This window comes from Amycolatopsis sp. NPDC024027 (assembly GCF_040638975.1).
Lineage (GTDB): Bacteria > Actinomycetota > Actinomycetes > Mycobacteriales > Pseudonocardiaceae > Amycolatopsis.
In genome coordinates this window covers 1-26,612 of sequence record NZ_JBEZYY010000015.1, presented here as the reverse complement: position 1 = coordinate 26,612, position 26,612 = coordinate 1, and the positions used below count along the sequence as shown (strand labels likewise).

The 26,612-nt window shown below is 72.0% G+C and carries 30 protein-coding genes and 1 pseudogene; 16 read left to right on the top strand and 15 right to left on the bottom strand.

Features of this window, described 5'->3' with window-relative positions; translation table 11 throughout:
- Window positions 1–77 precede the first annotated feature (77 nt).
- Window positions 78–707, bottom strand: coding sequence for a class I SAM-dependent methyltransferase (locus AB0F52_RS31490; RefSeq protein ID WP_360179016.1), 630 nt, complete (start codon window positions 705–707; stop codon window positions 78–80).
- A gap of 42 nt (window positions 708–749) precedes the next feature.
- On the opposite strand from AB0F52_RS31490, the gene AB0F52_RS31485 reads away from it, so the two are divergent.
- Window positions 750–1,217, top strand: a complete 468-nt coding sequence (locus AB0F52_RS31485; protein WP_360179385.1) for a nitroreductase family deazaflavin-dependent oxidoreductase — start codon at window positions 750–752, stop codon at window positions 1,215–1,217.
- On the opposite strand, the gene AB0F52_RS31480 is transcribed toward AB0F52_RS31485, so the two are convergent.
- On the bottom strand, window positions 1,207–1,740 hold the full coding sequence (locus AB0F52_RS31480; RefSeq protein WP_360179014.1) for a GNAT family N-acetyltransferase: 534 nt from the start codon (window positions 1,738–1,740) through the stop codon (window positions 1,207–1,209). The two genes, AB0F52_RS31485 and AB0F52_RS31480, sit on opposite strands and share 11 nt — an antisense overlap.
- A gap of 85 nt (window positions 1,741–1,825) precedes the next feature.
- Here AB0F52_RS31480 and AB0F52_RS31475 point away from each other — a divergent pair, with 85 nt between their 5' ends.
- Together AB0F52_RS31475 and AB0F52_RS31470 are read left to right on the top strand one after the other, a co-directional pair.
- On the top strand, window positions 1,826–2,410 hold the full coding sequence (locus AB0F52_RS31475; protein WP_360179012.1) for a YdeI/OmpD-associated family protein: 585 nt from the start codon (window positions 1,826–1,828) through the stop codon (window positions 2,408–2,410).
- A 128-nt stretch (window positions 2,411–2,538) separates the two neighbouring features.
- On the top strand, window positions 2,539–3,897 hold the full coding sequence (locus tag AB0F52_RS31470) for a pyridoxal-dependent decarboxylase (RefSeq protein ID WP_360179383.1): 1,359 nt from the start codon (window positions 2,539–2,541) through the stop codon (window positions 3,895–3,897).
- Here the strand turns inward: AB0F52_RS31470 and AB0F52_RS31465 are convergent.
- The gene (locus AB0F52_RS31465; RefSeq protein WP_360179010.1) at window positions 3,891–4,283 is read right to left on the bottom strand and encodes a hypothetical protein; all 393 of its coding nucleotides are present in this window, start codon (window positions 4,281–4,283) and stop codon (window positions 3,891–3,893) included. The genes AB0F52_RS31470 and AB0F52_RS31465 overlap by 7 nt on opposite strands.
- 154 nt (window positions 4,284–4,437) lie before the next feature.
- Between AB0F52_RS31465 and AB0F52_RS31460 the strand changes: the two genes are divergently transcribed.
- A complete protein-coding gene (locus tag AB0F52_RS31460; protein WP_360179008.1) occupies window positions 4,438–5,631 on the top strand; it encodes a glycoside hydrolase family 18 protein in 1,194 nt (397 codons plus the stop codon).
- 52 nt (window positions 5,632–5,683) lie between these two features.
- Here AB0F52_RS31460 and AB0F52_RS31455 read toward each other — a convergent pair whose 3' ends face one another.
- Window positions 5,684–6,847 (bottom strand): MFS transporter, encoded by a 1,164-nt coding sequence (locus AB0F52_RS31455; protein WP_360179006.1) that lies wholly within the window; start codon window positions 6,845–6,847, stop codon window positions 5,684–5,686.
- Between the two features lie 64 nt (window positions 6,848–6,911).
- Between AB0F52_RS31455 and AB0F52_RS31450 the strand changes: the two genes are divergently transcribed.
- The gene (locus AB0F52_RS31450; RefSeq protein WP_360179004.1) at window positions 6,912–7,286 is read left to right on the top strand and encodes a MerR family transcriptional regulator; all 375 of its coding nucleotides are present in this window, start codon (window positions 6,912–6,914) and stop codon (window positions 7,284–7,286) included.
- Between the two features lie 17 nt (window positions 7,287–7,303).
- Here AB0F52_RS31450 and AB0F52_RS31445 read toward each other — a convergent pair whose 3' ends face one another.
- Complete coding sequence (locus AB0F52_RS31445) at window positions 7,304–7,729, bottom strand: DUF5709 domain-containing protein (protein ID WP_360179002.1); 426 nt, start codon at window positions 7,727–7,729, stop codon at window positions 7,304–7,306.
- A gap of 57 nt (window positions 7,730–7,786) precedes the next feature.
- Here AB0F52_RS31445 and AB0F52_RS31440 point away from each other — a divergent pair, with 57 nt between their 5' ends.
- Window positions 7,787–8,614 (top strand): cyclase family protein, encoded by an 828-nt coding sequence (locus AB0F52_RS31440; RefSeq protein ID WP_360179000.1) that lies wholly within the window; start codon window positions 7,787–7,789, stop codon window positions 8,612–8,614.
- Window positions 8,615–8,684: 70 nt separating this feature from the next.
- On the opposite strand, the gene AB0F52_RS31435 is transcribed toward AB0F52_RS31440, so the two are convergent.
- Window positions 8,685–10,982: an EAL domain-containing protein gene (locus AB0F52_RS31435; protein WP_360178999.1), complete on the bottom strand. Its 2,298-nt coding sequence runs from the start codon at window positions 10,980–10,982 to the stop codon at window positions 8,685–8,687.
- Between the two features lie 120 nt (window positions 10,983–11,102).
- Between AB0F52_RS31435 and AB0F52_RS31430 the strand changes: the two genes are divergently transcribed.
- Together AB0F52_RS31430 and sigJ are read left to right on the top strand one after the other, a co-directional pair.
- Window positions 11,103–12,152 carry an amidohydrolase family protein gene (locus AB0F52_RS31430; RefSeq protein ID WP_360178997.1) on the top strand — a complete coding sequence of 350 codons (1,050 nt, stop codon included), beginning with the start codon at window positions 11,103–11,105 and terminating at the stop codon, window positions 12,150–12,152.
- Between the two features lie 67 nt (window positions 12,153–12,219).
- Complete coding sequence (gene sigJ, locus AB0F52_RS31425) at window positions 12,220–13,086, top strand: RNA polymerase sigma factor SigJ (protein WP_360178995.1); 867 nt, start codon at window positions 12,220–12,222, stop codon at window positions 13,084–13,086.
- Between the two features lie 7 nt (window positions 13,087–13,093).
- Here sigJ and AB0F52_RS31420 read toward each other — a convergent pair whose 3' ends face one another.
- The gene (locus tag AB0F52_RS31420; protein ID WP_158264122.1) at window positions 13,094–13,270 is read right to left on the bottom strand and encodes a hypothetical protein; all 177 of its coding nucleotides are present in this window, start codon (window positions 13,268–13,270) and stop codon (window positions 13,094–13,096) included.
- On the opposite strand from AB0F52_RS31420, the gene AB0F52_RS31415 reads away from it, so the two are divergent.
- From AB0F52_RS31415 to shbA, 3 genes are all read left to right on the top strand, one after another.
- Window positions 13,269–13,568, top strand: a complete 300-nt coding sequence (locus AB0F52_RS31415; RefSeq protein ID WP_360178993.1) for a hypothetical protein — start codon at window positions 13,269–13,271, stop codon at window positions 13,566–13,568. The two genes, AB0F52_RS31420 and AB0F52_RS31415, sit on opposite strands and share 2 nt — an antisense overlap.
- 61 nt (window positions 13,569–13,629) lie before the next feature.
- On the top strand, window positions 13,630–14,580 hold the full coding sequence (locus AB0F52_RS31410; RefSeq protein ID WP_360178991.1) for a hypothetical protein: 951 nt from the start codon (window positions 13,630–13,632) through the stop codon (window positions 14,578–14,580).
- A 233-nt stretch (window positions 14,581–14,813) separates the two neighbouring features.
- The gene (shbA, locus tag AB0F52_RS31405; protein WP_360179381.1) at window positions 14,814–15,449 is read left to right on the top strand and encodes an RNA polymerase sigma factor ShbA; all 636 of its coding nucleotides are present in this window, start codon (window positions 14,814–14,816) and stop codon (window positions 15,447–15,449) included.
- A 4-nt stretch (window positions 15,450–15,453) separates the two neighbouring features.
- On the opposite strand, the gene AB0F52_RS31400 is transcribed toward shbA, so the two are convergent.
- The 4 genes from AB0F52_RS31400 to AB0F52_RS31385 form a co-directional block, all read right to left on the bottom strand.
- Complete coding sequence (locus tag AB0F52_RS31400) at window positions 15,454–15,756, bottom strand: cupin domain-containing protein (protein WP_013229266.1); 303 nt, start codon at window positions 15,754–15,756, stop codon at window positions 15,454–15,456.
- Window positions 15,757–15,772: 16 nt separating this feature from the next.
- On the bottom strand, window positions 15,773–16,267 hold the full coding sequence (locus AB0F52_RS31395) for a sigma-70 family RNA polymerase sigma factor (protein WP_360178989.1): 495 nt from the start codon (window positions 16,265–16,267) through the stop codon (window positions 15,773–15,775).
- 288 nt (window positions 16,268–16,555) lie between these two features.
- Window positions 16,556–16,762, bottom strand: coding sequence for a hypothetical protein (locus AB0F52_RS31390; protein WP_360178987.1), 207 nt, complete (start codon window positions 16,760–16,762; stop codon window positions 16,556–16,558).
- A gap of 305 nt (window positions 16,763–17,067) precedes the next feature.
- Entirely contained in the window at window positions 17,068–17,436 is a 369-nt protein-coding gene (locus tag AB0F52_RS31385) for an RNA-binding S4 domain-containing protein (RefSeq protein WP_360178985.1), read from the bottom strand.
- A 208-nt stretch (window positions 17,437–17,644) separates the two neighbouring features.
- On the opposite strand from AB0F52_RS31385, the gene AB0F52_RS31380 reads away from it, so the two are divergent.
- The gene (locus tag AB0F52_RS31380; RefSeq protein WP_360178982.1) at window positions 17,645–19,198 is read left to right on the top strand and encodes a GMC oxidoreductase; all 1,554 of its coding nucleotides are present in this window, start codon (window positions 17,645–17,647) and stop codon (window positions 19,196–19,198) included.
- Between the two features lie 34 nt (window positions 19,199–19,232).
- Here the strand turns inward: AB0F52_RS31380 and AB0F52_RS31375 are convergent, their stop codons facing one another.
- Both AB0F52_RS31375 and AB0F52_RS31370 read right to left on the bottom strand, forming a co-directional pair.
- A complete protein-coding gene (locus tag AB0F52_RS31375) occupies window positions 19,233–19,715 on the bottom strand; it encodes a carboxymuconolactone decarboxylase family protein (RefSeq protein WP_360178979.1) in 483 nt (160 codons plus the stop codon).
- Entirely contained in the window at window positions 19,712–20,788 is a 1,077-nt protein-coding gene (locus tag AB0F52_RS31370; RefSeq protein WP_360178976.1) for a dihydrodipicolinate reductase, read from the bottom strand. The genes AB0F52_RS31375 and AB0F52_RS31370 overlap by 4 nt, the downstream gene beginning before the upstream one ends.
- Before the next feature lie 116 nt (window positions 20,789–20,904).
- Between AB0F52_RS31370 and ilvD the strand changes: the two genes are divergently transcribed.
- Window positions 20,905–22,596 (top strand): dihydroxy-acid dehydratase, encoded by a 1,692-nt coding sequence (gene ilvD, locus AB0F52_RS31365; protein WP_360178973.1) that lies wholly within the window; start codon window positions 20,905–20,907, stop codon window positions 22,594–22,596.
- Here ilvD and AB0F52_RS31360 read toward each other — a convergent pair.
- Entirely contained in the window at window positions 22,586–23,953 is a 1,368-nt protein-coding gene (locus AB0F52_RS31360; protein WP_360178970.1) for an AMP-binding protein, read from the bottom strand. The two genes, ilvD and AB0F52_RS31360, sit on opposite strands and share 11 nt — an antisense overlap.
- 15 nt (window positions 23,954–23,968) lie before the next feature.
- Entirely contained in the window at window positions 23,969–24,382 is a 414-nt protein-coding gene (locus tag AB0F52_RS31355) for an SsgA family sporulation/cell division regulator (protein ID WP_103338315.1), read from the bottom strand.
- Window positions 24,383–24,789: 407 nt separating this feature from the next.
- Between AB0F52_RS31355 and sigK the strand changes: the two genes are divergently transcribed.
- The 3 genes and pseudogenes from sigK to AB0F52_RS31340 form a co-directional block, all read left to right on the top strand.
- Window positions 24,790–25,386 carry an ECF RNA polymerase sigma factor SigK gene (gene sigK / locus AB0F52_RS31350; RefSeq protein ID WP_360178967.1) on the top strand — a complete coding sequence of 199 codons (597 nt, stop codon included), beginning with the start codon at window positions 24,790–24,792 and terminating at the stop codon, window positions 25,384–25,386.
- Complete coding sequence (locus tag AB0F52_RS31345) at window positions 25,383–26,063, top strand: anti-sigma factor (RefSeq protein ID WP_360178965.1); 681 nt, start codon at window positions 25,383–25,385, stop codon at window positions 26,061–26,063. The genes sigK and AB0F52_RS31345 overlap by 4 nt, the downstream gene beginning before the upstream one ends.
- 289 nt (window positions 26,064–26,352) lie before the next feature.
- A pseudogene (locus tag AB0F52_RS31340) lies at window positions 26,353–26,612 on the top strand (fasciclin domain-containing protein); the annotation flags it as partial.

Below are 26,612 nucleotides of genomic sequence, written 5' to 3'. Positions count from 1 at the left end.
GGTCCACCGCGGCACACGCACGAAGTTGAGCAAAATTCATGTCCGTCGGGGGATCGACGTCGTGCGGGCCGGCCGGCTCAGGCCGGTCTGCGGGCGGTCAGGTAGACGTGCGGCTCGGGGCCGGCGTCCGGGTGGTCGGGGACGAACTCGGCCTCGTCCTCCTGGACGATTTCGAGGCCCGCCGCCCGCAGCCGCTCCTTGAGGGGACCGGTGGCGAAACTGTACGCCCGGACCGGGTGACCCATGAACACGATGTCCACTCCGTCGACGTCGGCGGGCACGGTGGCGAAGACGAGCAGGCCGCCGGGCTTCAGCCAGGTCGCGAGACGGCCGATCATGGTTTCCTGCTCGGCCCGGGCGAGCTGCAGCATCGAGAAGAAGGCCGTGATGGCGTCCCAGGTGCCGTCCGGGAAGGACAGTTCGCGCATGTCCCCGAGTTCGAACCGGGCGGCCGGCACCTGGCTCCGGGCGATCTCGACCATCTTCGGCGCCACGTCGTAACCGGTGACGTCGTGGCCGGCGGCGACCAGCAGTTCCGCGGTCGGCCGACCGGTGCCGGCGCCGAGGTCGAGCACCTTCGCCTCCGGCGGGAGGGCGGCGAGCAGGTCGGTGAGCGCGGCGCGCTGGGCGGTCGCGGTGCGGAAGGCGTGTTCGTAGTCCGTGCCGAGCGCGTCGAAGACCTCGGCGGCGGTTTCGGGGCGGGTCATGCTCGCAGACCTTGCCAGACCTAGGATCTCGCCGTGACTGGTTTGCGGGGCGTCTTCGCCGGGTTCGGCAAGAGCCGGGCGTTCGCGGTGCTGGGGCGGGCGCTCGTGCCCGCCGACCGGGTGCTGCTGCGGATCAGCGGCGGCCGGGTCGGCGTCGGCACGGCGGTCGGGCTGCGGACCCTGCTGCTCACGACGATCGGGCGGCGCAGCGGTGAGCCCCGGCAGGTGCCGTTGCTCTACGTCGAGCGTGCCGGCGGGTACGTCGTGATCGCCTCGAACTGGGGCGGCGAAGCCCATCCGGCCTGGTCGGCGAACCTGCTGGCTCAGCCGAAGGCGACGATCGCCGTGCACGGGCGCACCATCGACGTCACCGGACGGCTCCTGACCGGGGACGAGCGCCAGGAGATGTGGGACGCGGTCGCGGCGTACTGGCCCGCGTACGACCGCTACGCCCTGCGGGCCGAGCACCGCGAAATCCGCGTCTTCCTGCTGGAGCCGGTCAGCCGATGAGGTCGGTGTGCCGGAGCCGGTACACCTGCAGCCGCAGGTTGTAGTACTTGTCGGTCTCGCCGACCCAGTTCATGCCGAGCCGCTTGGCGACCGCGATCGCCCGCGTGTTGTTCGGCCGCGCGACGGCGAACAGCTCTTCGGTGTCCTGAGTGAAGGCCCACTCGATCAGCGCGGTGGCCGCCTCGGACGCGTAGCCCTGGCCCCAGACGCCGGGGCTGAGCTGCCAGCTCAGTTCGAGGTCCTCTTCGAACGGCGGCAGCAGGCGGATGCCGAGGCCGCCGATCACGACGCCGTCCTCCTTGCGTTCGATGGCCCACCGGCCGCGCGGCGGCGGCAGGTTCGGCTGGGTTTCCTGCCAGGCGTGCAGGACCGCGCGCATCGCGCCGACGTCGCCGACGCGGTCCATGGCCGGGGTCAGCCAGTGCGTGACGTCTTCCGCGCCGTAGATGTCGAACGCGGCTTCGGCGTCGTCCACCGTCCAGTCCCGGATCACGAGCCGGTCGGTGCTCAACGGGGTCTCCATACCAGGACGCTACGCCGGGAGGCCGGTGATTGTTCCCGGGCGAAAGTGCTCAGAAGATGAGCACTTAGGTGCGGACGATGAGGACATGGAGAAGATCGAAGGTATCCCCGTGCTGGAGGTCACATCGGCCCGCGAGTGGCGCACGTGGCTGGCGGCGCCGGGCGGGACATCGGTGTGGCTGGTGATCCGGCGCAAGGGGAGTGCGGCGCCGGGGGTGCGGATCCACGAGGCGATGGAGCAGGCGCTGTGCTTCGGGTGGATCGACAGCAAGGCGCTGCGGCGGGACGCCGAGAGCACGTACCTGTGCTTCACGCCGCGGAAGCCGGGGAGCACGTGGAGCCGGGTCAACCGGGAGCGGGTGCTGCGGCTGACCGCGGCGGGGTCGATGACGCCGGCCGGGCAGGCGGCGGTCGATCTGGCCCGGCGGACCGGGACCTGGGACGTGCTGGCCGAAGCGCAGGACGGGGTGGTGCCGGCGGAGCTGCGGGGTGCCTTCGCGGGGGAGGCCGTGGCTTGGCGGTGTTTCGAGGGGTTTCCGCCTTCGTCGCGGAGGTTGATCTTGGAGTGGATCGCGAAGGCCAAGCGGCCCGAGACCCGCCGTCGCCGCATCGCGACGACGGTCGAGCTGGCGCGGGAGAACCGCCGGGCCGCTCATCCGAAGGCGGCTTAGCGAGCCGGCACACCCGGGACGGCGCCGGCGGCGATGCCGCGAATGACTCATTCGGGACCTCTGGTGTTCCGAATGAGTCATTCGCGACCTCCGGCGAGAACCCGGCCTACAGTGGTTCCGTGGACGACATGCACCCCCTCCTGGCCCGCGCCGCCGAACTCGCCGCCGATTACCGCGCCACTCTCGCGGACCGGCCGGTCGCCCCACCCGTCGACCACGCCGCCCTGCGATCAGCCTTCGGCGGCCCGCTCCCCGCGCACCCCACGCCACCGTCCGATGTGCTCGAACAGCTCGCCCGGGCCGCCGGGCCCGGGCTGGTCGCCACCGCCGGGCCGCGGTTCTTCGGGTTCGTCATCGGCGGTGCCCTCCCGGCCGCCACCGCGGCCGATGTTCTGGCCGCCGGCTGGGACCAGAACGGCTTCAACGCCGTCCTCTCGCCCGCCGCGGCCGCCGCCGAAGACGTTGCCGGTGCGTGGCTCAAGGAACTGCTCGGCATTCCCGCCGGTGCCTCCACCGGGTTCGTCACCGGTGGGCAAGCCGCGAACACCGCCGGCCTCGCCGCCGCTCGTCACCACGTGCTCGCCGAAGCCGGGTGGGACGTCGAACGCGATGGACTCGCCGGTGCCCCGCGTGTCCGGGTCGTCGCGAGCGAAGAACGGCACGCCACGATCGACCGCGCTCTGCGGCTGCTCGGCTTCGGCACCCGGGCCGTCGAGCCGGTCAAAGCCGGCCCGCAAGGCGCGATCGACGTCGAAGACCTCCGGAAAGTCCGCGAAGCCGGGACCGGGCCGCTGATCGTCTGCCTGCAGGCGGGGAACGTGAACACCGGCGCGTGCGACGACCTGCGCGCCGCCCGGGAAGCCGTCGGCGATGCCTGGATCCACGTCGACGGCGCCTTCGGGCTGTGGGCCGCCGCCAATCCGGGCACCCGCGCGCTCCTCGACGGCGTCGAACTCGCCGATTCCTGGGCCTGCGACGGGCACAAGTGGCTCAACGTGCCGTACGACTCCGGTTTCGTCTTCTGCGCCCGCCCGGAGGTCCACGCCGCGGCGATCGCCTACCGGGCCGCCTACCTCACCGGCGCCGGCGAGGTCGGCGGCATGGGCGACCTGACCTTGGAGTCCTCGCGCGCCGCCCGCGGCTTCGCCGTCTGGGCGGCGGTGCGCGAACTGGGCCGCGACGGCGTCGCCGAGCTCGTCGGCCGCTGCTGCCGGCTGGCTCGCCGCTTCGCCGGGAAACTCGCCGAAGGCGGTGCCGAGATCGCCAACGACGTCGTCCTCAACCAGGTCCTCGTGTCCTTCGGCGGGGACACCGACGCCCTCATCCGGAAGATCCAGGACGACGGCACCTGCTGGCTGGGCGGCACCACCTGGCGCGGCCGTCGCTACCTGCGGATCTCGGTGTCCGGCTGGTCGACGACGGAAGCCGACGTCGACCGCAGTGCCGCGGCGATCCTGCGCCTGGCCGGTCGATGCGCCGGTCAGTGACCTTCGCGCACCGAGAGGGAGTCCGTCCGCCAGGCGATTTCCTTCTCGCCGCCGGTGGGCCAGCTCGACGACAGGCGACGGCGGACGCTGCCCAGCGCGCCCAGTTCGGCCAGGTCGATGCGGGCGCCCTGCGCCGACAGCGTGGACACCTCGGCCGTGGTGAGCGGGACGAAGTCGAAGTACTGCGCGTCTTCGCCGCCTGAGGTGTCGACGAACTCGGTGAAGATCGCGGCGAACGACTGGCCGCACTCCGGGCACCGGCGCAGCGAAATGCTGAAGTGCGACCGCTCGACGAGGCGATGGGTCTTGTTCAGCCGGGTCGTGCAGAACGCCAGCGCGGTCAGGGCGTCTTCGCCGGAACAGCGGGCGCAGCCGAACTCGGTCATCGGCCGATCATCGCACGCGTGAATCCGGACCCGGCTGCGGAGGTACACCGAAACCCGCTGACCACCCCGGATTCCCTCTGGTCCGCAGTGGTCTGGACCTATTAGCCTCGGCACGTCCGCCTGTCCGGCCGGTGAGGAGAATCCCGTGCTCCGCATGAGAAAACGCATCGCCGTCGTCGCGCTCGCGCTCGCCGGTGCCTCGGTCGTCGCGCCACCCGCGGACGCCGGGCAGGGCCAGGGCAAGGTGATGGCCTACTTCGCCGACTGGGACGTCTACGCCCGCGGCTACCACGTCAAGGACATCGAGACGTCCGGGTCGGCCGCGAAGCTGACCCACCTCAACTACGCGTTCGGCAACGTGACGGGCGGCGGCTGCGCGGTCGGCGACCCGTGGGCCGACCACGACATGCCCTACGACGCCGCCACGAGCGTCAACGGCCAGGCCGACAGCACCGAACCGGGGGCGCTGCACGGCAGCTTCAACCAGCTCCTCCAGCTCAAGAAGCTGCACCCGAAGCTCAAGGTGCTGTGGTCCTTCGGCGGCTGGACCTGGTCGGCGGGGTTCACCGAGGCGGCGAAGAACCCGGCCGCGTTCGCGGACTCCTGCTACAACCTGGTCAACGACCCGCGCTGGGCGGGCGTCTTCGACGGCATCGACGTCGACTGGGAGTACCCGAACGCCTGCGGCAACACCTGCGACACGAGCGGGCCGAAGGCGTTCACCGGGCTGGTCAAGGCGCTGCGGGCGAAGTTCGGGCACCAGCTGGTCACCGCCGCGATCACCGCGGACGGATCGAAGGACGGCAAGATCGACGCCACCGAGTACGGCGCCGCGAGCCGGTACCTCGACTGGTACAACGTGATGACCTACGACTACTTCGTCGCCGGCGCGAGTCCGAACGGGCCGACCGCGCCGCACTCCCCGCTGCGCGCCTACCCGGGCCTCCCGACCGCCGGGTTCTCCGCCGACGCGGCCATCCAGAAGCTGCGCCGCCAGGGTGTGCCGTCGGCGAAGATGTTGCTGGGCCTCGGGTTCTACGGTCGCGGCTGGGACGGTGTCACGCAGAAGCAGCCGGGCGGCACGGCCACCGGCCCGGCGCCCGGCACCTACGAAGCGGGCGTCGAGGACTACAAGGTCCTCAAGACCAAGTGCCCCGCCAACGGCCGCGTCGCGGGCACAGCGTACGCGAAGTGCGGCTCGCAGTGGTGGAGCTACGACACGCCCGAGACGGCGTCGGCCAAGGCCGGTTACGCGAAGTCGCAGGGGCTCGGCGGCGTGTTCGCCTGGGAGCTGTCCGGTGACACGGCGAACGCCGAGCTGCTGCGGGCCATCGCGGGCCGCTGCTGAACCCCCGAACTGGAGGGCCCGGGCGCGAGCCGCGTCCGGGCCCTTCGTCCACTTAGGAGCGAGCGGGGAACCCGTGCCGCCGGGCGCCGAGCACCACGGCGAGCACCGGCAGCAGGAGTACGAGCAGTGTCCACGGGAACGCCGCCGGCCCGGCGGCGTCGAGCAGGAGCCCGCCGGCCACCCCGCCCGCGGCCATCGCGGCGTTCCACAGCGTGACGAGCATGGCCTGCGCGTTGTCGGCCACTTCGCCGCCGGCGTTCCCGGCCGCCGTCTGCAGCAGTGTCGGGACGCCGCCCCAGCCGAGTCCCCACAGCGCCACGGCGACGTAGACCAGCGCCGGGCTGCCGGCGAACACCGCCAGCAGCGTCGCGGCCACCGCGACGCCGACGGTGCTGAGCACCGTCAGCGTCCGCAGCGCGCGGTCGATCCGGGCGCCGACGACGCCGATGCCCGCCATCGACGCGATCCCGAAGACCAGCAGGACGACGTCCACCGCATCGCCCATCCCGGCGTGCCCGAGGAAGGCGGCGACGTAGGTGTAGAGCACGGTGTGCGCCAGCACGAACACGAGCGTCACGGCGAGCACGGGGACGACGCCGGGGACGGTGAGCGTGCGCCGCACCGGCGTCCGGCCGGCCGGCTGTCCCGGCTGGTCCGGGACCGCCGCGGCGATCCAGGCGAGCAGCACGGCCGCGATCGCCGACATCACGCCGAACGCCCAGCGCCAGCCGAGCAGGCCGCCGAGGAACGTCCCGGCCGGGATGCCGAGCGAGAGCGCCAGCGGGATGCCGGCCATCACGACCGCGATGGCTTTGCCCTGGTGGTCCGGGACGAGCCGGCGCGCGTAGCCGGCGAGCAGGGCCCAGACGACGCCCGCGGCCACCCCGGCGACGAAGCGCGCCACCATCGTCAGCGCGTAGTCCGGGGACAGCGTCGTGACCGTGTTGGCCACGGCGAAGCCGGCGATCCCGGTGAGCAGCAAGCGTTTGCGGGACCAGTTCGCGGTGGCGGCGGACAGCGGGATCGCGGTGAGCGCGGTGCCGAGCGCGTAGATCGTCACGGCCTGGCCGGCCGTGGATTCGCCGACGCCGAGGCCGGCGCTCATCCCGGGCAGCACCCCGGCGGGCAGCGCCTCGGTGAGCACGGTGACGAACGCGGCGGTGGTCAAGGCGAGCAGGGTGGTCAGGGGCAGCGTGCGGGTGCGGAGGCCGGTCATGCCGCTATGCTCGAACCCTCACATTGATGTGAAGGTCTACCGCGGCGACTGTGAGGTGGCACACATGCGCATCGGCGAACTTTCGGAGCGCACGAGCACATCCCGCCGGCTGCTCCGGTACTACGAGGAGCAGGGCCTCATCATCGCGAGCCGCGGCCCGAACGGCTACCGCGATTACGACGAGCCGTCGGTCGACCGGGTGATCCAGGTCCGCGGCCTGCTCGACGCCGGCCTGCCGACCCGGATCATCAAGCAGATCCTGCCCTGCCTGGACAAACCCCGGACGATCTACTTCCCGGACGCGACGCCGGAGATGATCGCCACCCTGGAGGCGGAGCGCGACCGGATGACCCGGCGAGCGGAATGCCTGCTGCGCAACCGCGACGCGATCAGCGAGTACCTGGCCGCGGTCCGCGAGTACGACCCGGCCGGCCGCTGACCCGGAGCCACCGCGGCTCACCAGCGGCGGGACGGGTCGATCACGTGGACGGCCGCTTCCTCCGCCGAGGCCGCGCCGCCGTCGATGCCGGCGTCCGAGGCGTACAGCTCTTCGTCGGAGTCTTCGCCGAAGCCTTCGTCCGTCGCGACCAGGCGGCCCGCGCGGAGGTCGCCGACCTCGTCGTCGACCAGTTCGCCGTCGGTGTCCCCGGTGTCGCCCAGCCCGTCGTCGTCGACGTCGTCGGCCAGGTCGGGGACCTCGCGGGCGAGCCGGCCCGCCCAGCTCTCACCCTCCGCCGTTTCGTGCGCGGTGGTGCCCCAGCCTTCGGTCGCCTGCGCGCGTTCCGGCGGTGAATAACCCTCCGCCAGCTCGTCGCGGTCGTCCAAAGTGTCCTCGGGGTCGAGGATGCCGTTGTCGGCGTTGTCTTCGATGTCGTCGTCCACGGCCCCATCTTCGCGCAATTCGTTGGCCGCGCCCAGCCCGGGTGATATGACAGTGCCATGCCGATGAGACGCAGGGTGCTGGCCGCGGGACTGGCCGGGGTGTTCGGCGCCGCGTTGTCCGGACGGACGGCCCAGGCCGCGGAAGCCGCGCCGCCCGTGCGGCTGGACCAGCTGAACCTGGTCAACCTGTCGCACGTCAACGACCCCGCCACGACCAACGTCTTCCCCGGCGACCCGGCCTTCGAGCTGGAGACCATCGCCACCATCCCCGAAGACGGCTACTACCTGCAGTTCGTCCGCGAAGGCGAGCACACCGGGACGCACTGGGGCGCGCCCGGGCACTTCAACACCGGGGAACCGCTGGCCGACGACATGGACCCGGCCGACCTGTTCCGCCCCGCCGTGAAGATCGACGTGCGCGCGAAGGCGGCGGCGAACGCGGACTACGCGGTCACGATCGACGACCTCAAGGCGTGGGAGAAGCGCCACGGCCGGATCCCGGACGAGTCGGTCGTGGTGCTGTGGACCGGCTGGGACGCCAAGTGGGGCACCCCCGCCTACCCGAACACCGGCGCGGACGGCGTCCTGCACCAGCCGGGGTTCTCGATCCCCGCGGTGCAGTGGCTGATCGACACCGGGCGGCTGGGCCGCCGCGGCGGCACCGGCACCGACACGTTCAGCCCGGACGTCGGCACCGACGAGACGTACACGGTGTCCAAGCTGGTCTACCGCCGTCACCGGATCAGCCTGGAGATCCTGGCGAACCTCAAGGCCCTGCCGACGACGGGCGCCTGGGTGCTGGCCGGCGGCCCGATCAACCGCAACGGCGCGGGGTCGACGGCGACGATCTTCGGCGTGCTGCCGCCGGGGGTCCAGGCGAGCTAGCCCGGCCCGAACGTCGCGAATGACTCATTCGGGACCTCGGACGTCCCGAATGAGTCATTCGCGGCAGCGGTCAGCCGGCGGAGAGCGTCGAGAGCCGCAGGGAAGCCAGCCCGGCCGGGTGGCCGAAGCGGTAGCCCTGGGCCGTCGTGCAGCCCGCGCGGGTGACCAGTTCGGCCTGCTCGGCCGTCTCGATGCCCTCCGCGACCACCGCCACGTCCAAGTCCGCGCACAGCCCGACCAGCGACCGGCACAGCGCCGCGTCGCGGTCCGGGCGGACGCCCGTGGTCAGCGCGCGGTCCAGCTTGATCAGGTCGACCGGCAGCGCGTGCAGCACCGTCAGCGAGCTGTACCCCGCGCCGAAGTCGTCGAGCGCCACCCGCACGCCCAGGTCCTGCAGGCGGCGGATCGCGGCCGCGCCCGCCGCCAGGTCCGGCACCGGCACCGTCTCGGTGATCTCGACGATCAGGCGTTCGGCCGGCAGGCCGTACCGGTCCAGCGCGGCCTCGACGCTCTGTTCCAGCCTGGCGGCACCGAGCCGGCTGGCGCACACGTTGACGTGCACGGTGAGGTCGATCCCGGCCGCGGTGATCTCGCGGCAGGCCAGGTCCAGCACCAGCGCGTCCAGTTCCGCGCCGAGACCGGCGCCTTCCGCGGCGCGGACGAACGTCTCGGGCGACACCGCGGTGCCGTCGCGCGCGGTCCAGCGGGCCAGCGCCTCCACCGCCACCGGCTGCTCGTCGGCCAGCCGGACGATCGGCTGGAACACCAGGGCGAAGCCCTCCGGGAGACCGCCGCCCGCGCGGCGCAGTGCCGACGGGAAGTCGGGCGGCCCGTCCGGCGACGGGTGGTACACGACCGTCGTGTCCTTGCCGAGCCGCTTGCCCGCGTACATCGACGTGTCCGCGCGGCCCAGCAGCACGTCGGCGGTGATCGCCGGCTCGGCCGGGTCCGGCACGACCAGGCCCATGCTCGCGCGGACCGGCACCAGCGTGCCGTGCACCGCGAACGGCCGCCGCAGCGCGCTCTGGATCCGGTCGGCGACCGCCTGCGGCGTGTCGACCTCGCCTTCCAGCAGGATCGCGAACTCGTCGCCGCCCAGCCGCGCGACGGTGTCGCCCGCGCGCACACAGCTCAGCAGCCGCTGCGCGACCGCGTGCAGCAGGACGTCCCCGCCCGCGTGCCCGAACCGGTCGTTGACCTCCTTGAAGTCGTCGAGGTCGACGAAGATCAGCACGAGCGGCCCGTGCCCGCCCTCCGCGCCCTGCTCGACGGCCCGGTCCAGCCGGTCGGCGAACAGGGCCCGGTTGGCCAGCCCGGTGAGCGGGTCGTGGTAGGCCTGGTGGGTCAGCTGCTGCTGGCCCTCGTACACCCGGCGCAGCAGCAACCGGTTGTCCAGCAAGGAAAGCAGCTGCCGGGCGAGCACCAGGAAGACCACGAGCGCGCCGACGAACACCTCGACGCCGTCCGGGCCCGCCCCCGCCACGATCTGCACGGTGATCAGCAGCGCGACCGCGGTGACCGGCAGGTACGGCAGCGCCACCTGCCACCAGTCGACGCCGACCGGCTGGCCCGCGTCGTCACGCCGCCGCGTAGCGGGCGTGACCAGCAGGGCGAAAGCGATGAACAGCGGGCCGAGCACGAACCCCGCGTCCGACCACGGCTTCATGCTCTCCGCGCCGATGCTCACCAGGTAGGCGAACACGCTGTCCGAGCAGGCCAGCGCGACGATCCCGACGGCGGCCAGCAGCAGGTTCGCGCGGTACGGGCGGTCGACCCGGTCGAACACCACCAGCAGCACGGCGACGACCACGACCACCAGGTCCGACAGCGGGTAGGCGATGGCGACGGCCCAGGTCAGCGCGTCCGGCCCGGTGGCCCGGACCACCTGCCCGAGCGCCGCGGTCCAGGTGAGGATGAACAGCGATCCGGTGACGACGAGCCCGTCGAGCACCACCGCCACGCCGAACCACTGGGCCGGCTGCCAGCGTTCGCGCTCCGGCCGGGACCGGGCGTGCGCGAGGACGAAGAGGGCGGCGAGGGCGAACACCGGGAAGCTCAGGTACCCGAGGTCGGCCAGCGACGGCGACGGCAGCCCGCGGCCGTCGATCAGCTGGTACCAGGACCAGACGCACTGGCCGAGCGACCAGCCGATCATGCCGAGCGCGACCAGCACCCGCCACCACCGCTGGTGCGCGCGGACCCGGCGCCCGACGACAATGCCGCAGACGACCCCGGTGATCCCGGCGCTGAGCTGCATCGCGTCGTCGACCCAGAGGGCGAAAGTGTCGCCCCAGAAGGCGAAGCCGTTGACCACGACCAGGGCCGCCACGACGAAGACGAGCAGGATGGCGACTGGGTACCGCCGCACTGTCATGGCACCTCACGCGGTCACGCACGCCGGTCGGACCGGCAAACAGTACACCGGGTGTGATCACGCACAAGCGCACCGGCACCACCGCCGGCCGCGTCCGCGGGTACGGTCGGCGTGGTGATCACGCGCATCCGGGGGTACGCGCTGCCGAGCGGCGAATACGCCGACCTCTACGCCGACGGGGACCGGTGGACGACCGATCCGGTACCCGGCGCGACCCTGGTGGGCGAAGGCTGGCTGGTGCCCGGCCTGGTCGACGCCCACACCCACCCCGGCGCCGCGGAACCGGGGCAGCCGATGGACCCGGAACTGCTCCGGGAGCAGCTGCACCAGCACGTCGACGCCGGGGTCACGCTGATCCGGTCACCCGGGCTGCCGGGCGAGCCGCCGCCGTGGTTCGGCGAGGACCCCGACGTGCCGCGGGCCCGGCACGCGGGGCCGTGGCTGGCGCAGCACGGCCAGTTCTTCGACGGCTGGGGCCGCCGCGCCGCTCACGACGAGCTGCCCGCGCTGGCGGCGGCGCAGGCCGCCTGGACCGGCTGGGCGAAGATCATCGCGGACTGGCGCGTCGGGGATTCCGCGGTGCCGGTGGACGTGCTGCGGGCCGTCGTGCGGGAGGTGCACGCGGCCGGCGGGCGGGTCGCGGTGCACAGCCAGCACCCCGAGGGCGGCGCGGCCGCGGTCGCGGCGGGTGTCGACTCCCTCGAGCACGGCATGTGCCTGGACCCGGAGCTGCTGGCGCGGATGGCCGTCCAGGGCACGGCGTTGACCCCGACGCTGTCGGTGATCACCGGAGGCCTGCGGCGCCGGGAACAGGAGCCCGACAGCCCGGCCCGGACGTGGTACCTGACCGGCGCGCGGGTGCACGGTGCGCTGACGGCGGCCGCGGCGGAAGCCGGGGTGCGCGTGCTGGCGGGCACGGATTCCCTGCCGCACGGCGGAATCGTCGCCGAGATCCGGGCGCTGGTGGCCGCGGGCGTGCGCCCCCACGAAGCCCTGGCGGCGGCGTCGTGGAGCGCACGGGAGTACCTGGGGCTGGGTGGTCTGGAGCCGGGAGCGCCGGCGGACGCGGTGGTCTACGACCGGGATCCCCGGGCGGACCCGGACCAGCTGGCCGATCCGGCGGCGGTGGTGCTGCGCGGCCGGTGCGTGCGGCGCCGCGGGTGAGCACGAGGTGTCACAGTCCGCCCCCGGGATTCGTCACCGGGGTGACGAACGCGGACCGAGGGGGATCATGACCGGCACGATCACGGCCGAGCGGCGGCAGCTGACCGGCCTCGCCTACCGGCTCCTGGGCTCGATGAGCGACGCCGAAGACGTCGTCCAGGAGGCGTACGGCCGGTGGTACGCCCTGTCCGGGCCGCAACGGGACGCGATCGAGTCGCCGGGGGCGTGGCTGACGACGGTCGCCGGCCGCATCTGCCTCGACCTGCTCGGCTCGGCCCGCGTGCGGCGGGAAAGCTACGTCGGCGAGTGGCTCCCGGAGCCACTGCCCGGGGCGGCGGGTGCGCTCGCCGACCCGGCCGACCGCGTCACGCGGGACGAGTCGATCACGATGGCGTTCCTCGTCGTGCTGGAGTCCATGACGCCGGCCGAGCGCGTGGCCTTCGTCCTGCACGACGTCTTCGGCTACCCCTTCGCCGAGGTGGGGGCGGTCCTCGGCCGGACGTCCGCCGCGTGCCGCCAGCTGGCGTCCTCCGCCCGGCGCCGCGTCCGGGCCGCCCGCGCCCCGGCGCCGGCCCGGGTGAGTACCGAGGTGGTCCGCGCCTTCAAGCTGGCTTGGGAGGCGGGGGACATCGAGCGGCTGGTCGGCATCCTCGATCCGGAAGCGACGGTCGTCGCGGACGGCGGCGGGCTCGCCAGTGCGGTTCGCCGCCCGATCGAGGGAGGCGAGCGGGTAGCGCGCTACGCCGTGGACCTGACGGGCCGGATCCCGGCGCTGACGCTCGAGGAGACCACCGTCAACGGGCGGCCGGGGCTGCTCGCGCGGCGGGGCGGCGCGGTCGTGGCCGTCATCGCGTTCGAGGTGGCGGGCGACTCGGTCCGGCGGATCTGGGCGGTGCGGAACCCCGAGAAGCTCCACCGGTGGCAGGACGGGTGAGGGGTCGCTAACCGCCGGGGCCGGCGCGGTCGTCGTGCCGGCTGCGCGGGGCCGGCACGAGGAACGCGATCACCCCCGCCGCCAGCCCGGCGAGCACGGACAGGTGCACGGTGGCCGGCACGGCGCTGATCAGGAACAGCCGCAGCGACCCCGAGATCAGCAGGCGCCACATCCTCGGGCTCATGATCAACAAGTACCCGCGGCGGGCCGCCGCCAACCCGTGCCGGGCCACGGCCCGGGCACGTTCACCCGCGGGAGTGGTGCGCCGCCCGGGTGAACGTGCCGCGCCGGAAAGCGCGGTGCGGCGGCGAACCCGCGTTCGTCATTTCGACACGTTCGACAGGTTGCGTCGCGTGAGTTTCCGGCGCGAAATCGTTGCGGCGCAATGCGGTCGTTGTCAACACAACGCCAACAAGTATCGGCGATTACCCGAATGGCGGAAAAGGAAACCGCGGGATAACGATCCGTTTGCCGGAGCGTGATCGACTGGACATCGGCGGTGGCGCTGACGAACATTGACCCCCGTGCGTGGAAGGGGAGGGGATGGTGAGTCTCAGTGCGGCGGACGTGGTCGGCGAACTCAAGGCCCTGCGCAAAGGGAGGGCAATTTTCACGACACCGCTCGCGGACCGGATCGGCCCCGCATTGCGTTCCGCTTGCGGCATTGTCGAAGAAGACGGAACCGTGGAGATGCGGCGCAAGCTGTCCGATCGATTGCGCCCGCTGGTGGAGTCGTTGCCGGACGATCTGAAGATCGCCCTGCTCGCCGCATTCGCGCTCGACGAGCGCGCGCGGAAACCGTTCTACCAGGAGCGGGTGCACTGGGCGGCGATCACGCTCGACCGCGACGACCGGACGGTCCGGCGGCGGATCGACGAGGGGATCGAGCAGATCGCCGCGCTGGCCGTCGCGGCGGCCGTGCCGGCGCCCCGGCTGTATCCGGGGCGCGGCTGGCACACCGAAGAACTGCGCGTCACGCTGGCCCTCGACCAGCCGGTGCCGGAGGCGTTCGAATTCCGGCGAGTGGTCGCCGACGCCGACGAAATCGCCGTGCTCGACCTGGCGCTGACGTTGCCGGTCACCGGCGAATCGGGCGATTCGGCGCGCGAGCCGGATCTCGGCGTCGACGTGTTCCACGGCGGGGTGCTCGCCGGGCGGGTGCGGGAATCGAGTGACCGGATCGGGCTCGCGTTGCGGTTGCCGGAGCCGTTGCGCCGGGGCGCGCGGCACGAGGTCGGGCTGAGATTCCGGGCGAACCTGCGCGAACACCGTTACGTCTGCGTACCGCGGCACCCGTGCGATTTTTTCGATCTGCACGTCCGGTTCGGTGAACGGGTGCCGAATCGGATCGTGCGCCAGGAAAAGGTTTCCCCGGCCGGCGTGGAAGACCGGTCGCGAACCGGGACCGCACTGGTGGCCGACGACGCCGGCGAGGTGCACGTCCGGTTCCGGAACCTCGCTCCCGGCTTCGCGTACGGAATCCGCTGGACCTGATTTTCCCGGATCTGTCCACGATTTGTCCGGCCTTCCGCCGGTGCCCGGCGGCTGTTCCGGTCGGGTCGTGAACGGTTAACGGACAATAGCTGGACAACCCACACCATGCTGCAACGCTGCTGGTCAGCACCTCGATAACGCCTATGTCGAACCGGGAACGTCGAGGCACCACACTGTCCGTTGTGGACGGACGTCGGCCCCGGTGGCGGACACGAGGAGGGCCCGTGGAGACCATGATCGCGGAGGCGTCGGCGGCCGTCGACGGCTACACCGTGCCGGCGGATTCGCCGAGGCCGGAAGGCGGCCTGGCGAAGGAGCAGCTCGACCCGGTGGTGGCGGCGGCGCGCGACGGCGACCCCGACGCCGTCCAGGCGCTGCTGCGGCTCATCAAGCCGACGGTCGTGCGCTACTGCCGGGCGCGGATCGGCGGCCGGGACCTGTCGTACCTCTCGGCCGACGACGTCGCCCAGGAGGTGTGCCTGGCGGTGCTGAAGGTGCTGCCGAACTACCAGGACCGCGGGGGCTCGTTCCTGTACCTGGTGCGGGCGATCGCGGCGAACAAGGTCGCCGACGCGTTCCGCTCGGTGGCCAGGGACCGGTCGAAGCCGGTGCCGGAGCTGCCGGACCGGCCGCTGGGGGGCAACGAGCCGGAGAACCACGTCCTCGAACTCGACCTCGGCGCCCGCCTGGGCCGGTTGCTGGCGTCCCTGCCGCCGCTGCACCAGGAAATCCTGTCGCTGCGGATCGTCGCCGGCCTGTCGGCGAACGAGACGGCGGAGGCGCTGGGCATCTCCGCCGGCAACGTCCGCATCACGCAGTACCGCGCGCTGACGAAGCTGCGCGGCATGATCGGGGCCGGTGGTCTCTGAAGCGTCACTCCAGCCATTCGGTGATGAAGTGGTCGCTTTCGTGGATGTGCACGGCCTCGTAGACCCCGGGGCCGAGCACGGCGAACTTGTGCGGCGTGCCGGCCGGGACGACGAGCACGTCCCCGGCGCCGCCGTCGCGCTGTTCGTCGCCGACGGTGAACCGCGCCCGCCCGCGGATGATGACGAACGTCTCGGTGTACGGATGCCGGTGCAGCCGCGGCCCGGAGCCGACGACGTCCGTGCTTTCGCGGATGACCGAGACTCCGGACCCGACGTCGCGCCCTTCGAAATTCTCGCTGTCGCTCACCTGGCCAGGGTAGCCGTTACGCGCTGGTCACGACCTTGCGCAACTGGCCGAGCGCCCGGTGCTGGGCCACCCGCACCGCACCCGGCGTCGAGCCCACCGCGGCCGCCGTCTCCTCCGCCGACAGGCCGACGACCACCCGCAGCACCACGATTTCCCGCTGTTTGCGCGGCAGCACCCGCAGCAGCTCCGCCACCCGCTCGCGGAGTTCGCGCCGGAGCGCCTGGTGTTCCGGCCCCAGCGACGAGTCGGGCTCGTCGGGCAGTTCGGCGACCGGCTCGTCCTGCCGCGCGGCCGCCTTCCGCGCGGCGGCGACCTTGGTACGGGCGATGCCGCAGACGAAGTCCGGGAAGGGCCGTTCCGGTGGCCGCCGCGGCAGGGCCTTGAGCAGCGCCACGCAGACGTCCTGGGCGACATCGTCGGCCGAGTCCGGGTCCAGCCGGTCGCGGCAGTAGCGCTCCACGAGTGGCCGCGCCGCGGTGAGCAGGTGGTCCGGGGTGGTGCTGGTCGTCATGGCTTCCCTCCGGGCAGGGGACTACCCGCATTCCGCCCGGACCGACCTGCCCGCGGCGGATTCCCGGCTATTTCCGGGGAGGGCGTGCGGAGGGCGACGATCCGTTGATCGACGGGGCGGATGACCCAGGCCTGTGCGGCCGGCCCGCCGGGTCGTCGAAGACGGGTGGCCGGTGCGGCGGGCGGCGGCGGGTCCAGGTGCCCCGCCGGCCGCGGCCTGGCCCGGGACCGCCTGCCTGCTCGGCGCCGGTCGCGGTTCGGTCCGGGCCGGCCTTGCGCCGGGTCGCCATCAAACCGCTCGCAAACGGGCCGATCGCGACCGCTGCGAAGGCGCGGCCGGGACGGCTGATCGCAGCTGCCGTCCCCACTCCAGCCGCAGGTCCGGGCCCGCCTCCTGGCGCAGTCCTTCGGAGATCGTGCGGACCGCCGTCTTCGTGGTCGCGTACACCGCCATCGTCGGCGCGGTCCGGTACGCCGCGGTCGAGTCCGTCTGCACGAACTGGCCGGCGCCCTGCAGTCGATCGCGAAGGCGGCCGGGTTCGGCCAGGCACGCTCTACCGCCACGACCTCGACGAACTCGTCGACGCGGCACCGGTGCTGCTCGGTGAACACGCGCCCGAAGAGGCGCTCCGCCGGTGGTTCGAGCGCCTGGCGGCGTACGGCCGCATCAAGCACGGCGTGGCCCAGGCCGTCGAGGCGGCCACCCGCGCCGACCTGTCCGGTGAGTACTACGAGCCGGTGTGTGCGGCCATCACGCTGCTGCTGGACGCGGGGAAGGCGGCGGGCACGCTGCCTGAAGGCCTAAGGCTCCGGCGAGGACCGGAACGCGTCCAGCACGCGACGCTCCCTTTTGGTCGGCCGGCCCGCGCCGCGGTCACGGCGGGCGACCGGGATCGCCGCTTCGGGCGGCGGCTTCGGGGTGCGGTCCACGTAGCACGTCGCCGCGTCCGGGGCGCCCACGCGCTTCTGGATCACCCTGACCACGTCGAGGACCTTCGTCGTCCCGCCGACGCGGTAGCGCACTTCGTCGCCCGGGACGACCGTGGTCGCCGGCTTGGCCGGTTTGTCGTTGACGCGCACGTGGCCGCCGCGGCAGGCCGCCGCCGCGTCCGGGCGCGTCTTCGTCAGCCGGACCGCCCAGAGCCAGCGGTCCACTCGGGTGGACTCCACAGTCGTCCATCATGGCCCATTCAGCGGCACTGGCCCGCAACCCCGCCAGGTTACTCGTGAGTACTTGTCGACTTGTCTGCACCACGCAGCTATAACTTGTTCTAAATACCTCAACGGTGAGGAACACCAAATGAGTGACGAACCCGTGTGGAGAACAACTTCTGGCTCCGTATCCCGTCGTCTCTTCATTGCTGGAACTGGTTCTATATTGGCGAGTGCCGCGCTGGCCGGGCGGGCCACGGCCGCGTCGCCGCGGCAGGCCGCCGTCGCCGACGGCGCCCGCGTGCCCGCGCTGGTGATCGGCTCCGGTTACGGCGGCTCGGTCGCCGCGCTCCGGCTCGCCCAGGCCGGCGTCGACGTGCAGATGATCGAGATGGGCATGGCCTGGGACACCCCGGGCGCGGACGGCAAGATCTTCTGCACCACGCCCAACCCGGACCAGCGGTCGTTCTGGTTGCGCACCCGGACGAAACAGCCGTTGTCCAACTTCCTCGGGTTCCCGATCGACAAGGACATCCCGCGCTACACGGGCATCCTCGACGCCGAGGAGTTCAGCGGGATCACCGTGTACCAGGGCCGCGGCGTCGGCGGCGGCTCGCTCGTCAACGGCGGCATGGCCGTCACGCCGAAGCGGGAGAACTTCGGCGCGATCCTGCCGACGGTCGACGCGAACGAGATGTACGACGTCTACTACCCGCGCGCCAACGCCGGGCTCGGCGTCGCCGGCATCCGCCCGGCCTGGTTCGAGAGCACCGACTGGTACCAGTTCGCCCGCGTCGGCCGGAAACAGGCCCAGCGGTCCGGTTTCCCGTTCGTGTTCGTGCCGGACGTGTACGACTGGGACTACATGGAGCGGGAGGCGGCGGGCACCGCCACGAAGTCGGCGCTGGGCGGCGAAATCCTGTTCGGCAACAACTACGGCAAGAAGTCGCTGCAGAAGACCTACCTGCCGAAGATCGCCGCGACCGGCCGGGTCACGATCTCGCCGCTGCACCGCGTGACGCAGGTGGTGCCGGCGTCCGGCGGCGGCTACACCGTGACCATCGAGCAGCTCACCACCGACGGCGCGGTGTCCGCGATCAAGACCGTCACGGCGGACAAGGTGTTCTTCGCCGCGGGCAGCGTCGGCACGAGCAAGCTGCTGGTGAAGCTGAAGGCGACCGGCGCGCTGCCGAACCTCAACGGCGAAGTCGGAAAGGGCTGGGGCGACAACGGGAACGTGATGGTCGGGCGCGCCAACCAGATCTGGGACCCGACGGGAGCCTCCCAGTCGACCATCCCGTGCGGCGGCATCGACAACTGGGCCGCGGGCGGTGCCTTCGCGGAGGTCGCGCCGCTGCCGACCGGGATCGAGACGTGGGCGTCGTTCTACCTGTCGATCACGAAGAACCCGAACCGCGCGCAGTTCACCTGGAACCCGGCGTCGCGCGCGGTGGACCTGAACTGGCAGACGGCGTGGAAGCAGCCGGGGATCGACATGGCGAAGACCATCTTCGACAAGATCAACTCGACCGAGGGCACGATCTACCGGACCGACCTCTTCGGCACGTACAAGATCTGGGGCGACCATCTCACCTACCACCCGCTCGGCGGCGCGGTGCTCGGCAAGGCGACCGACAACTACGGCAGGCTGGCCGGTTACCAGGGCCTGTACGCGATCGACGGCTCGCTGATCCCGGGCAACACCAGCGTCAACCCGTTCGTCACCATCACCGCACTGGCGGAACGCAACATCGAGAAGATCATCGCGCAGGACTTCTGAGCCCGCGGGTGGTGAGGGGCGCGTCCGCCCCTCACTACCGGTGGGACGGCAGCACGCAGGCGGTGTCGAGGCCGAGGACGTGGTTGAGCCGTCCGAAGGCCAGCCAGGCGCCGAGGCTCATGCTGAGCTCGACGACTTCCTGCTGCGTGTAGTGCTCGGCCATCCGCTTCCAGAACTCGTCGTCGAGATTGTGGTGGTCGGTCGCGTACCGCTCGGCGTACTCCGCCGCCAGCCGCGTGCGGTCGTCGAAGCGGTCGGTCGTGCGCCAGTCGAGGACGGCGTCGGCGAACTCCGCCTCGACCTTCTGCCCGTCGCGTTCGGTGCGCCAGTCGAGGCAGAAGACGCAGCCGTTGAGCTGCGCGATCCGCAGCCGCGCGGCCTCGAACTCCCGCAGCCCCAGCGTCGTGTGCTCGTACACCGCCAGCGAGAACTTCGACGCGGCGATGCCGATGCCGGGCACCATCTCGCCCCAGACGTACCCGATCGGGTCTTTGCCCGCGGGGATGTCGATGTTCACGAACGGCTCCTTCCGAGCTTGCCGGCTGCCGGGCGCAGCGGGACGTCGAGTGCGTCGTAGAGGCCGGGTTCCGCCGCGGCCAGCCAGTCGATCGCGCCGACCAGGCGGCCGACGGCGGTGGCGTTGCCGCCCGCCGACCGGTTTTCGCCTTCGTCGGTCGCTTCGACGGTGACTTCGATGCGCGGCCGGCCTTCGATGATCACGCGGTGGGCGCCGTCACCGCTGGGCGGCGTGGGCCAGTCCGGCGCGCACGACGGGTGGATGCGGGTGACGTGTTCGATGACGATCCGCGGCTCTCCGTCGACGATGCCCTGCACCTCGAACCGCACGGCGCCCTGCGTGCCCTGTTCGAACTCGCCCATGGTCCGAGTGGTGACGGAGTGTTCCAAAGGACGGCGCTCCAGGGTCTCGCGCAGCTCGGTCACTTCGACGCCGAGGCCGCGCGCGATCAGCCGGGCCTGGCCGCCCCAGACCATCGACGGCACGCCGGTCATCAGCATCGGCGGGGCGTAGTCCATCGGCTGGCCCATACCGACCAGGTACCGGACGGCGTCGGGCTGCTCGTACGTCGAGTAGTCGAAGATCTCCTGGCAGCGGACCACGTCGACGTCCGTGCCGAGCCCGCTGATCAGCAGCGGCAGCACGTCGTTGCCCCAGCCGGGGTCGACGCCGGAGACGAACAGCGAGCCGCCGCCCTCCTTGATCGCGGCGAGCACCGGGTCGCGCAGCTCCGGGGGCGCGTTCCGCTGGTCGTAGAGGGGGTACAGGGCGGGCGTCACGACGACCGCGCCCGCCTGGACCGCCCGCACGATGTCGGCGAGCGCGTCGTCGAACCGGACGTCCCCTGATGCGGCGTACACGATCGCGCGCGGGCTCGCGGCCAGGACGGCGTCGATGTCGTCCGTCGCGGCGACACCCAGCACACCGGCTCCGGCCAGCTCCCCGGCGTCCTTGCCGACCTTCGCTCTGTCGTGGACGAGCACCGCGGTGAGCTTCAGCGCCGGGTGGGCGTCGACGGCCCGGATTGCCGCACGGCCGACGTTGCCCGTGCCCCACACCACTGTGGCGATCATGCGGCCGAGTTTTCGCCGGTCGCCCGGGGCGCGGACAGGAAACCGTTCCGGCCAGCGGACCGCGCGCCCGTTGGTAACATGACCAGCGCCCGAACGTCGTAATCCGGAGGCCCGCGATGACGATCGACCCGAAGCCCCGCAGCCGCACGGTGACCGACGGGATCGAGGCCGCGCCCGCGCGCGGCATGCTCCGCGCCGTCGGGATGGGCGACGGCGACTGGAAGAAACCGATCATCGGCGTCGCCAGTTCGTGGAACGAGATCACGCCGTGCAACCTGTCCCTGGACCGGCTGGCCCAGGCGGCCAAGGAGGGCGTGCACGCCGGCGGCGGCTACCCGCTGCAGTTCGGCACCATCTCGGTGTCCGACGGCATCTCCATGGGCCACGACGGCATGCACTTCTCGCTGGTCTCCCGCGAGGTCATCGCCGACTCGGTCGAGACGGTGATGCAGGCCGAGCGGCTCGACGGCTCGATCCTGCTGGCCGGCTGCGACAAGTCGCTGCCGGGCATGCTGATGGCCGCCGCGCGCCTCGACCTGGCGTCGGTGTTCCTCTACGCGGGCACGATCGCCCCCGGCTGGGTGAAGCTCACCGACGGCACCGAGAAGGACGTCACGCTCATCGACGCCTTCGAGGCGGTCGGCGCGTGCCGGGCGGGCAAGCTCGGGACCGACGACCTGGACCGGATCGAACGTGCGATCTGCCCCGGCGAAGGTGCCTGCGGCGGGATGTACACCGCGAACACGATGGCGTCGGCGGCCGAAGCGATGGGGATGAGCATGCCGGGGTCGGCCGCGCCGCCGTCCGCGGACCGCCGTCGCGACCACTACGCCCACCTGTCCGGGGAAGCCGTCGTCGGCCTGCTGGAAAAGGGCATCACCGCGCGGGACATCCTCACGCGGGAGGCGTTCGAGAACGCCATCACTGTGGTCATGGCCCTGGGTGGTTCGACCAACGCCGTGCTGCACCTGCTGGCCATCGCGCACGAGGCCAAGGTCGAGCTGACCCTCGACGACTTCAACACCGTCGGCGACCGCGTCCCGCACCTGGGCGACCTGAAGCCGTTCGGCAAGTACGTCATGAACGACATCGACCGCCACGGCGGCATCCCGGTGCTGATGAAGGCCCTGCTGGACGAGGGGCTGATCCACGGCGACGCGCTCACGGTGACCGGGCGGACGGTGGCCGAGAACCTCGCCGCGCTCGACCCGGACCCGATCGACGGCGAAGTGCTGCGCACCCTGGACAACCCGCTGCACCCGACCGGCGGCATCACCATCCTGCGCGGCTCGCTCGCGCCCGAGGGCGCGGTCGTGAAGTCCGCGGGCTTCGACACGGCGAACTTCGAAGGCCCGGCGCGCGTGTTCGAGCGCGAGCAGGAGGCGATGGCCGCGCTGAACGAAGGCTGGATTTCGGCCGGCGACGTCGTCGTCATCCGCTACGAAGGGCCCAAGGGCGGCCCGGGGATGCGCGAGATGCTCGCGATCACCGCGGCGATCAAGGGCGCCGGGCTCGGCAAGGACGTCCTGCTGCTGACCGACGGGCGGTTCTCCGGCGGCACCACCGGGCTGTGCATCGGCCACGTCGCGCCCGAGGCGGTCGACGGCGGGCCGATCGCGTTCGTCCGCACCGGCGACCGGATCGCCGTCGACATCAAGGCGCGCAGCATCGACCTGCTGGTCGACGCGGCCGAGCTGGCTTCCCGCCGGGCGGGCTGGGAGCCGCTGCCGACCAAGTTCCCGGAGGGCGTGCTCGGCAAGTACGTGAAGCTCGTGAAGTCGTCTTCGGACGGCGCTGTCACGAGCTGAACGCGGCTCGCAGCGCGCGTTTGTCGATCTTCCCGACACTCGTGAGCGGCAACGCCTCCACGAAGTCCACACCGGCCGGGACGTAGTGCTCCTGGCCGAAGGCGTTTCGCGCGTGCTCGCGGACTTCTTCGGGAGTCAGTGGCGCACGGGTGACGACCACGGCGTGCAGCAGCCGGCCGTCCTCGCTCGGGACGCCGAAGACGGCCGCGCTCCGCACCGCGGGGTGCGTGGCGAGGGCGTGTTCGACGGCGGTGGTGGCGACCTTCGTGCCGTGCTCGCCGACCACGACGACGTCGTCCGCGCGGTCGAGCAGGTAGAGGTAGCCCTCGTCGTCGAAGCGGCCGAGATCGCCGGTGCGCAGCCAGCCCGCGCCGACCTCCGGGCCACCGAGATAGCCGTCCATCATGGACAGTCCGCGCACCTCGACCTCGCCGTCGGTGATGCGCGCCTCCATGCCCGGCACGATCCGGCCGACCGAACCCAGCCGCTCCGGCCGGTCGAGCAGCTCGGCGGCGGAGATGCTCGCGATCATCGGCGCCTCGGTGAGGCCGTAACCCTGGCCGACGACCGGGCCGAAGACGTCGAGGGCCTGCGCGAGCCGGTGCGGCGGCAGCGGCGCGGCGCCGAGGGAGAGCGAACGGACGCTGCCGAGGTCGGTTTCCGGGCGCTTCGGGTGGTCGAGGAGCGCGGCCAGCCGCGGCGGAGTCAGCGAGAGCGTGTCGATCCGGTGCGCCTGGATCGCGTCAAGGACGGCTCCTGCGTCGAAGCCGTCGTGGACCACCACGGTGTCCAGCCGCAGCAGCGCGCCGAGCACGGTGGCGTTGCCGGTCATGTGCGTCATCGGGGCGACCAGCAGCGTGCGGCCCGGGCCGTCCGGTGACGGCGTGAAGATGTACGCCATGCCGTCGTAGATGCCGCTGTGGCGGATCAGCTTCGGGGTGCCGGTGGTGCCGCCGGTGGGGAAGAGCAGGCGGACGGTCTCCGGCGGGTTCAGCGGCTCGGGGACACCGTCCAGGTCCTCGAGGGTGCGGACGTCACCCGCGGGCCAATCGTGCGGGCGGTCGGTGACGACGGTGGCGCCGCTCGCCGCGGCGAGCCGGTCGCGGGCCGGCGCCGAGGCCGGGACCATGAGCACGGTCGCGCCGCGCAGGAGGGCCGCCAGCTGGACGAGGACCGTCTCGGGCCGGTTGCGCAGGTCGACGGCGAGCGTTTCGACGTCGCCCAGCCCGCCGTGCAGGCGACGCAGCTGGTCGCGGGCCTGGTGGTAGCTGGTGGTGACGCCGTCGCCGGAGTGGAACAGGACGCGGTCACCGCCGTCGTCGAGCGCGGCGAGGACCTTCGTCAGGAAGAAGCTCACGCTCCGGGACGGTACTCAGTCCTGGTAGGAAAGCTTCGCCAATTCCTCGTCGAAGTCGAACCAGTCGCTCTCGCTCCCGGCCGGGATGACGTCGTACGTGCGGTCGAGGAAGGCCGCGATCTCCTTGGCGGGCGCTTCGAGCACCGCCGCGCCGTCGGGGGAGCTCAGCTCCACGACGACCAGCGCGGGGTCGCCGGCGGGCCCGATCCGCACGTCGCCGTCGCCGCAGCGGGCGAGCAGGCCGTCGGCGAGCAGGTCGCGGCCGAAGAGCCACCGCACCGCGCTCGGGCCGGCGTGCAGCACCACGGCGACCGCGTACGGGTCGAGGGTGTCGTACTCCAGCTCGGCCGGCACCGGCCGCGGTCCGGCCCCGAAGGTGCGGAGGGCGAAGTCGATGCGGGCGGTGGTCACGGTGTTCGGGTCGGCCATGGTGGCCCCTTTGCTACTCGTCGGTCGGGTTCGCTCTCGTTCCAGGGATAACCCATGGTGAGTTCAACGCCCAGCGATCCGAAAAACTTTCACACGCCAGGGTGATCAAGAAGTGTCCGAGGTCACCTTCCGCGTGGCCGAAAGGGCAGTCTCCTCACGCATGGTGAGCGTTCGTCACTGAGCACCGCGGCCGCGGCTGCCGCGAATGACTCATTCGGGACCTCCGAGGTCCCGAATGAGTCATTCGCGACCTTCGGGCGGGGATTTCGGAGCCGCGGCGCCGCCGGATGGGTCCCGGCCCCGGAGTTGCGCCGTCCGGGTGGGACGGGGCACCGCACACCAGTCCGGTGCCCCGTCCGGCCTCGAACCCCGGATGGGAAACGGGATGAGGTGGAGGGTTGCCGGGCATGGGTGAGCGTGGGCGGTTGCGGCTGCAACCGGACGAGGCGCCGGCGCTCGCGCCGAGCGCCGAAGAACTGCTCCGGCGGGTGGCTGCGGGCGACGAGACGGCGTTCGCGTCGCTCTACGACCTCGTCGCCGGTCCGGTGCTCGGCCTCGCGACGCGCGTGCTGCGCAGTCACGCGCAGGCCGAGGAAGTGGCGCAGGAGGTGCTGGTGGAGGTGTGGCGCAAGGCCACGAGGTACGAGCCGGACCGCGGCAGCGCCCTGTCGTGGGTGCTGACCATCGCCCACCGCCGGGCCGTGGACCGCGTGCGCTCGCACCAGGCCGGGGTCGACCGGGAAGAGCGGGCCGGCCTGATGGACGTGCGGCGGCCGTTCGACGAGGTGACCGAGTCCACTTTGGCCGGCCTGGAGCAGCAGCGGGTGCGGCAGTGCCTGGCCGCGCTGACCGACCTGCAGCGCGAGTCGATCGTGCTGGCCTACTACAACGGCTACACCTACCCCGAGGTCGCCGAGGTGCTGAAGGTCGCGCCCGGCACCGTCAAGACCCGCATCCGCGACGGCCTGATCCGCCTGCGCGACTGCTTGGGGGTGGACCGATGACCGCCGAGCTGCACATGCTGACCGGGGCATACGCCCTGGACGCGGTGTCCGATGTGGACCGCGCCGAATTCGAACGCCACCTCGGCGAATGCGCCGCCTGCCAGGAAGAAGTGGCGGAGCTGCGGGCGACCGGCGCACGGCTGGCCGTGGCCGCCGCGGTGGAGCCGCCGCCGCAGCTGAAGCTGGTGGTGCTCGCCGACGTGGCCCGCACCCGCCAGCTGCCGCCGAAGCTGCCGGTCGTCCGCCGGCTGAGCCGGGCCAAGACCTGGCAGCTGCGCATCTCGCTGGCCGGTGCGGCCGCCGCGGCCGTGGCGGCGGTCGTGCTCGGCGTCGCGAGGACGCCCGCGCCCGTCGACTCGGTGCTGAGCGCGCCGGACGCGTCCGCGATCCAGGGGGCCGGCGAGGGGCACGCCACGCTCGTCGTCTCGCGCAGCCGGAACCAGGCCGTGCTGCTCGCGTCGGACCTGCCCGCCCTCGACGCCGGCCACGTCTACCAGGTGTGGCTGATCGGCCGCGGCGGCGCGCGGTCGGCCGGGCTGATGACGTCCGAGGCGTCGCAGCGGATGCTCGTGGCCGAGCTCCCGTCCGACGTCGACCGGATCGGGATCACCGTCGAGCCCGCCGGCGGTTCGGCCGGCCCGACGACCCCCGCCATCACCAGGATTTCCCTTGCCTAGCAGGCGCTTGCCGGGGTCGCTGGCAGGCCCGATCTCGGTGCGTTCGCGAGCCACCTCGAAGTCGCCCCTGGGGGCGCGGCAGGCGTATTGGCTGAAAGGCGGCTGGAAAGCGTTTACACGCAGGTCGAAATGCGGGTCGGAACCGTCCCCGACGGCGCCATCGGCTGGGCACAAGATCGCTTTCACAGCCCGGTGACCCGGATCACCCGAATGGGGGCAATCCGGTTTCTCCGTAGTTCCGAATCCAAAGTAAGAAGCAGTTCTCAGCCGCTTTATGGGAGTGATTTTTGTGACCAAGCTCCGTGTCGCCGGTATCGGCGTTGCCGCCGTCGCCGCCCTTTCGCTGACCGCGTGCAGCGGTAGCGACACCGCTTCGTCGGGCAGTTCCAGCAGCTCGATGCCGTCGTCCTCGGTGCCGGCGCCGTCGTCCAGCATGGCTTCCGGTGCCGCCAACGGCGTGACCACCAACGCCGACGTGTTCGGCCCGGCGTGTTCGCAGCTGCCGCAGGGGTCCGCGCCCGGTTCGCTGGACTCGATGGGCCCGCAGCC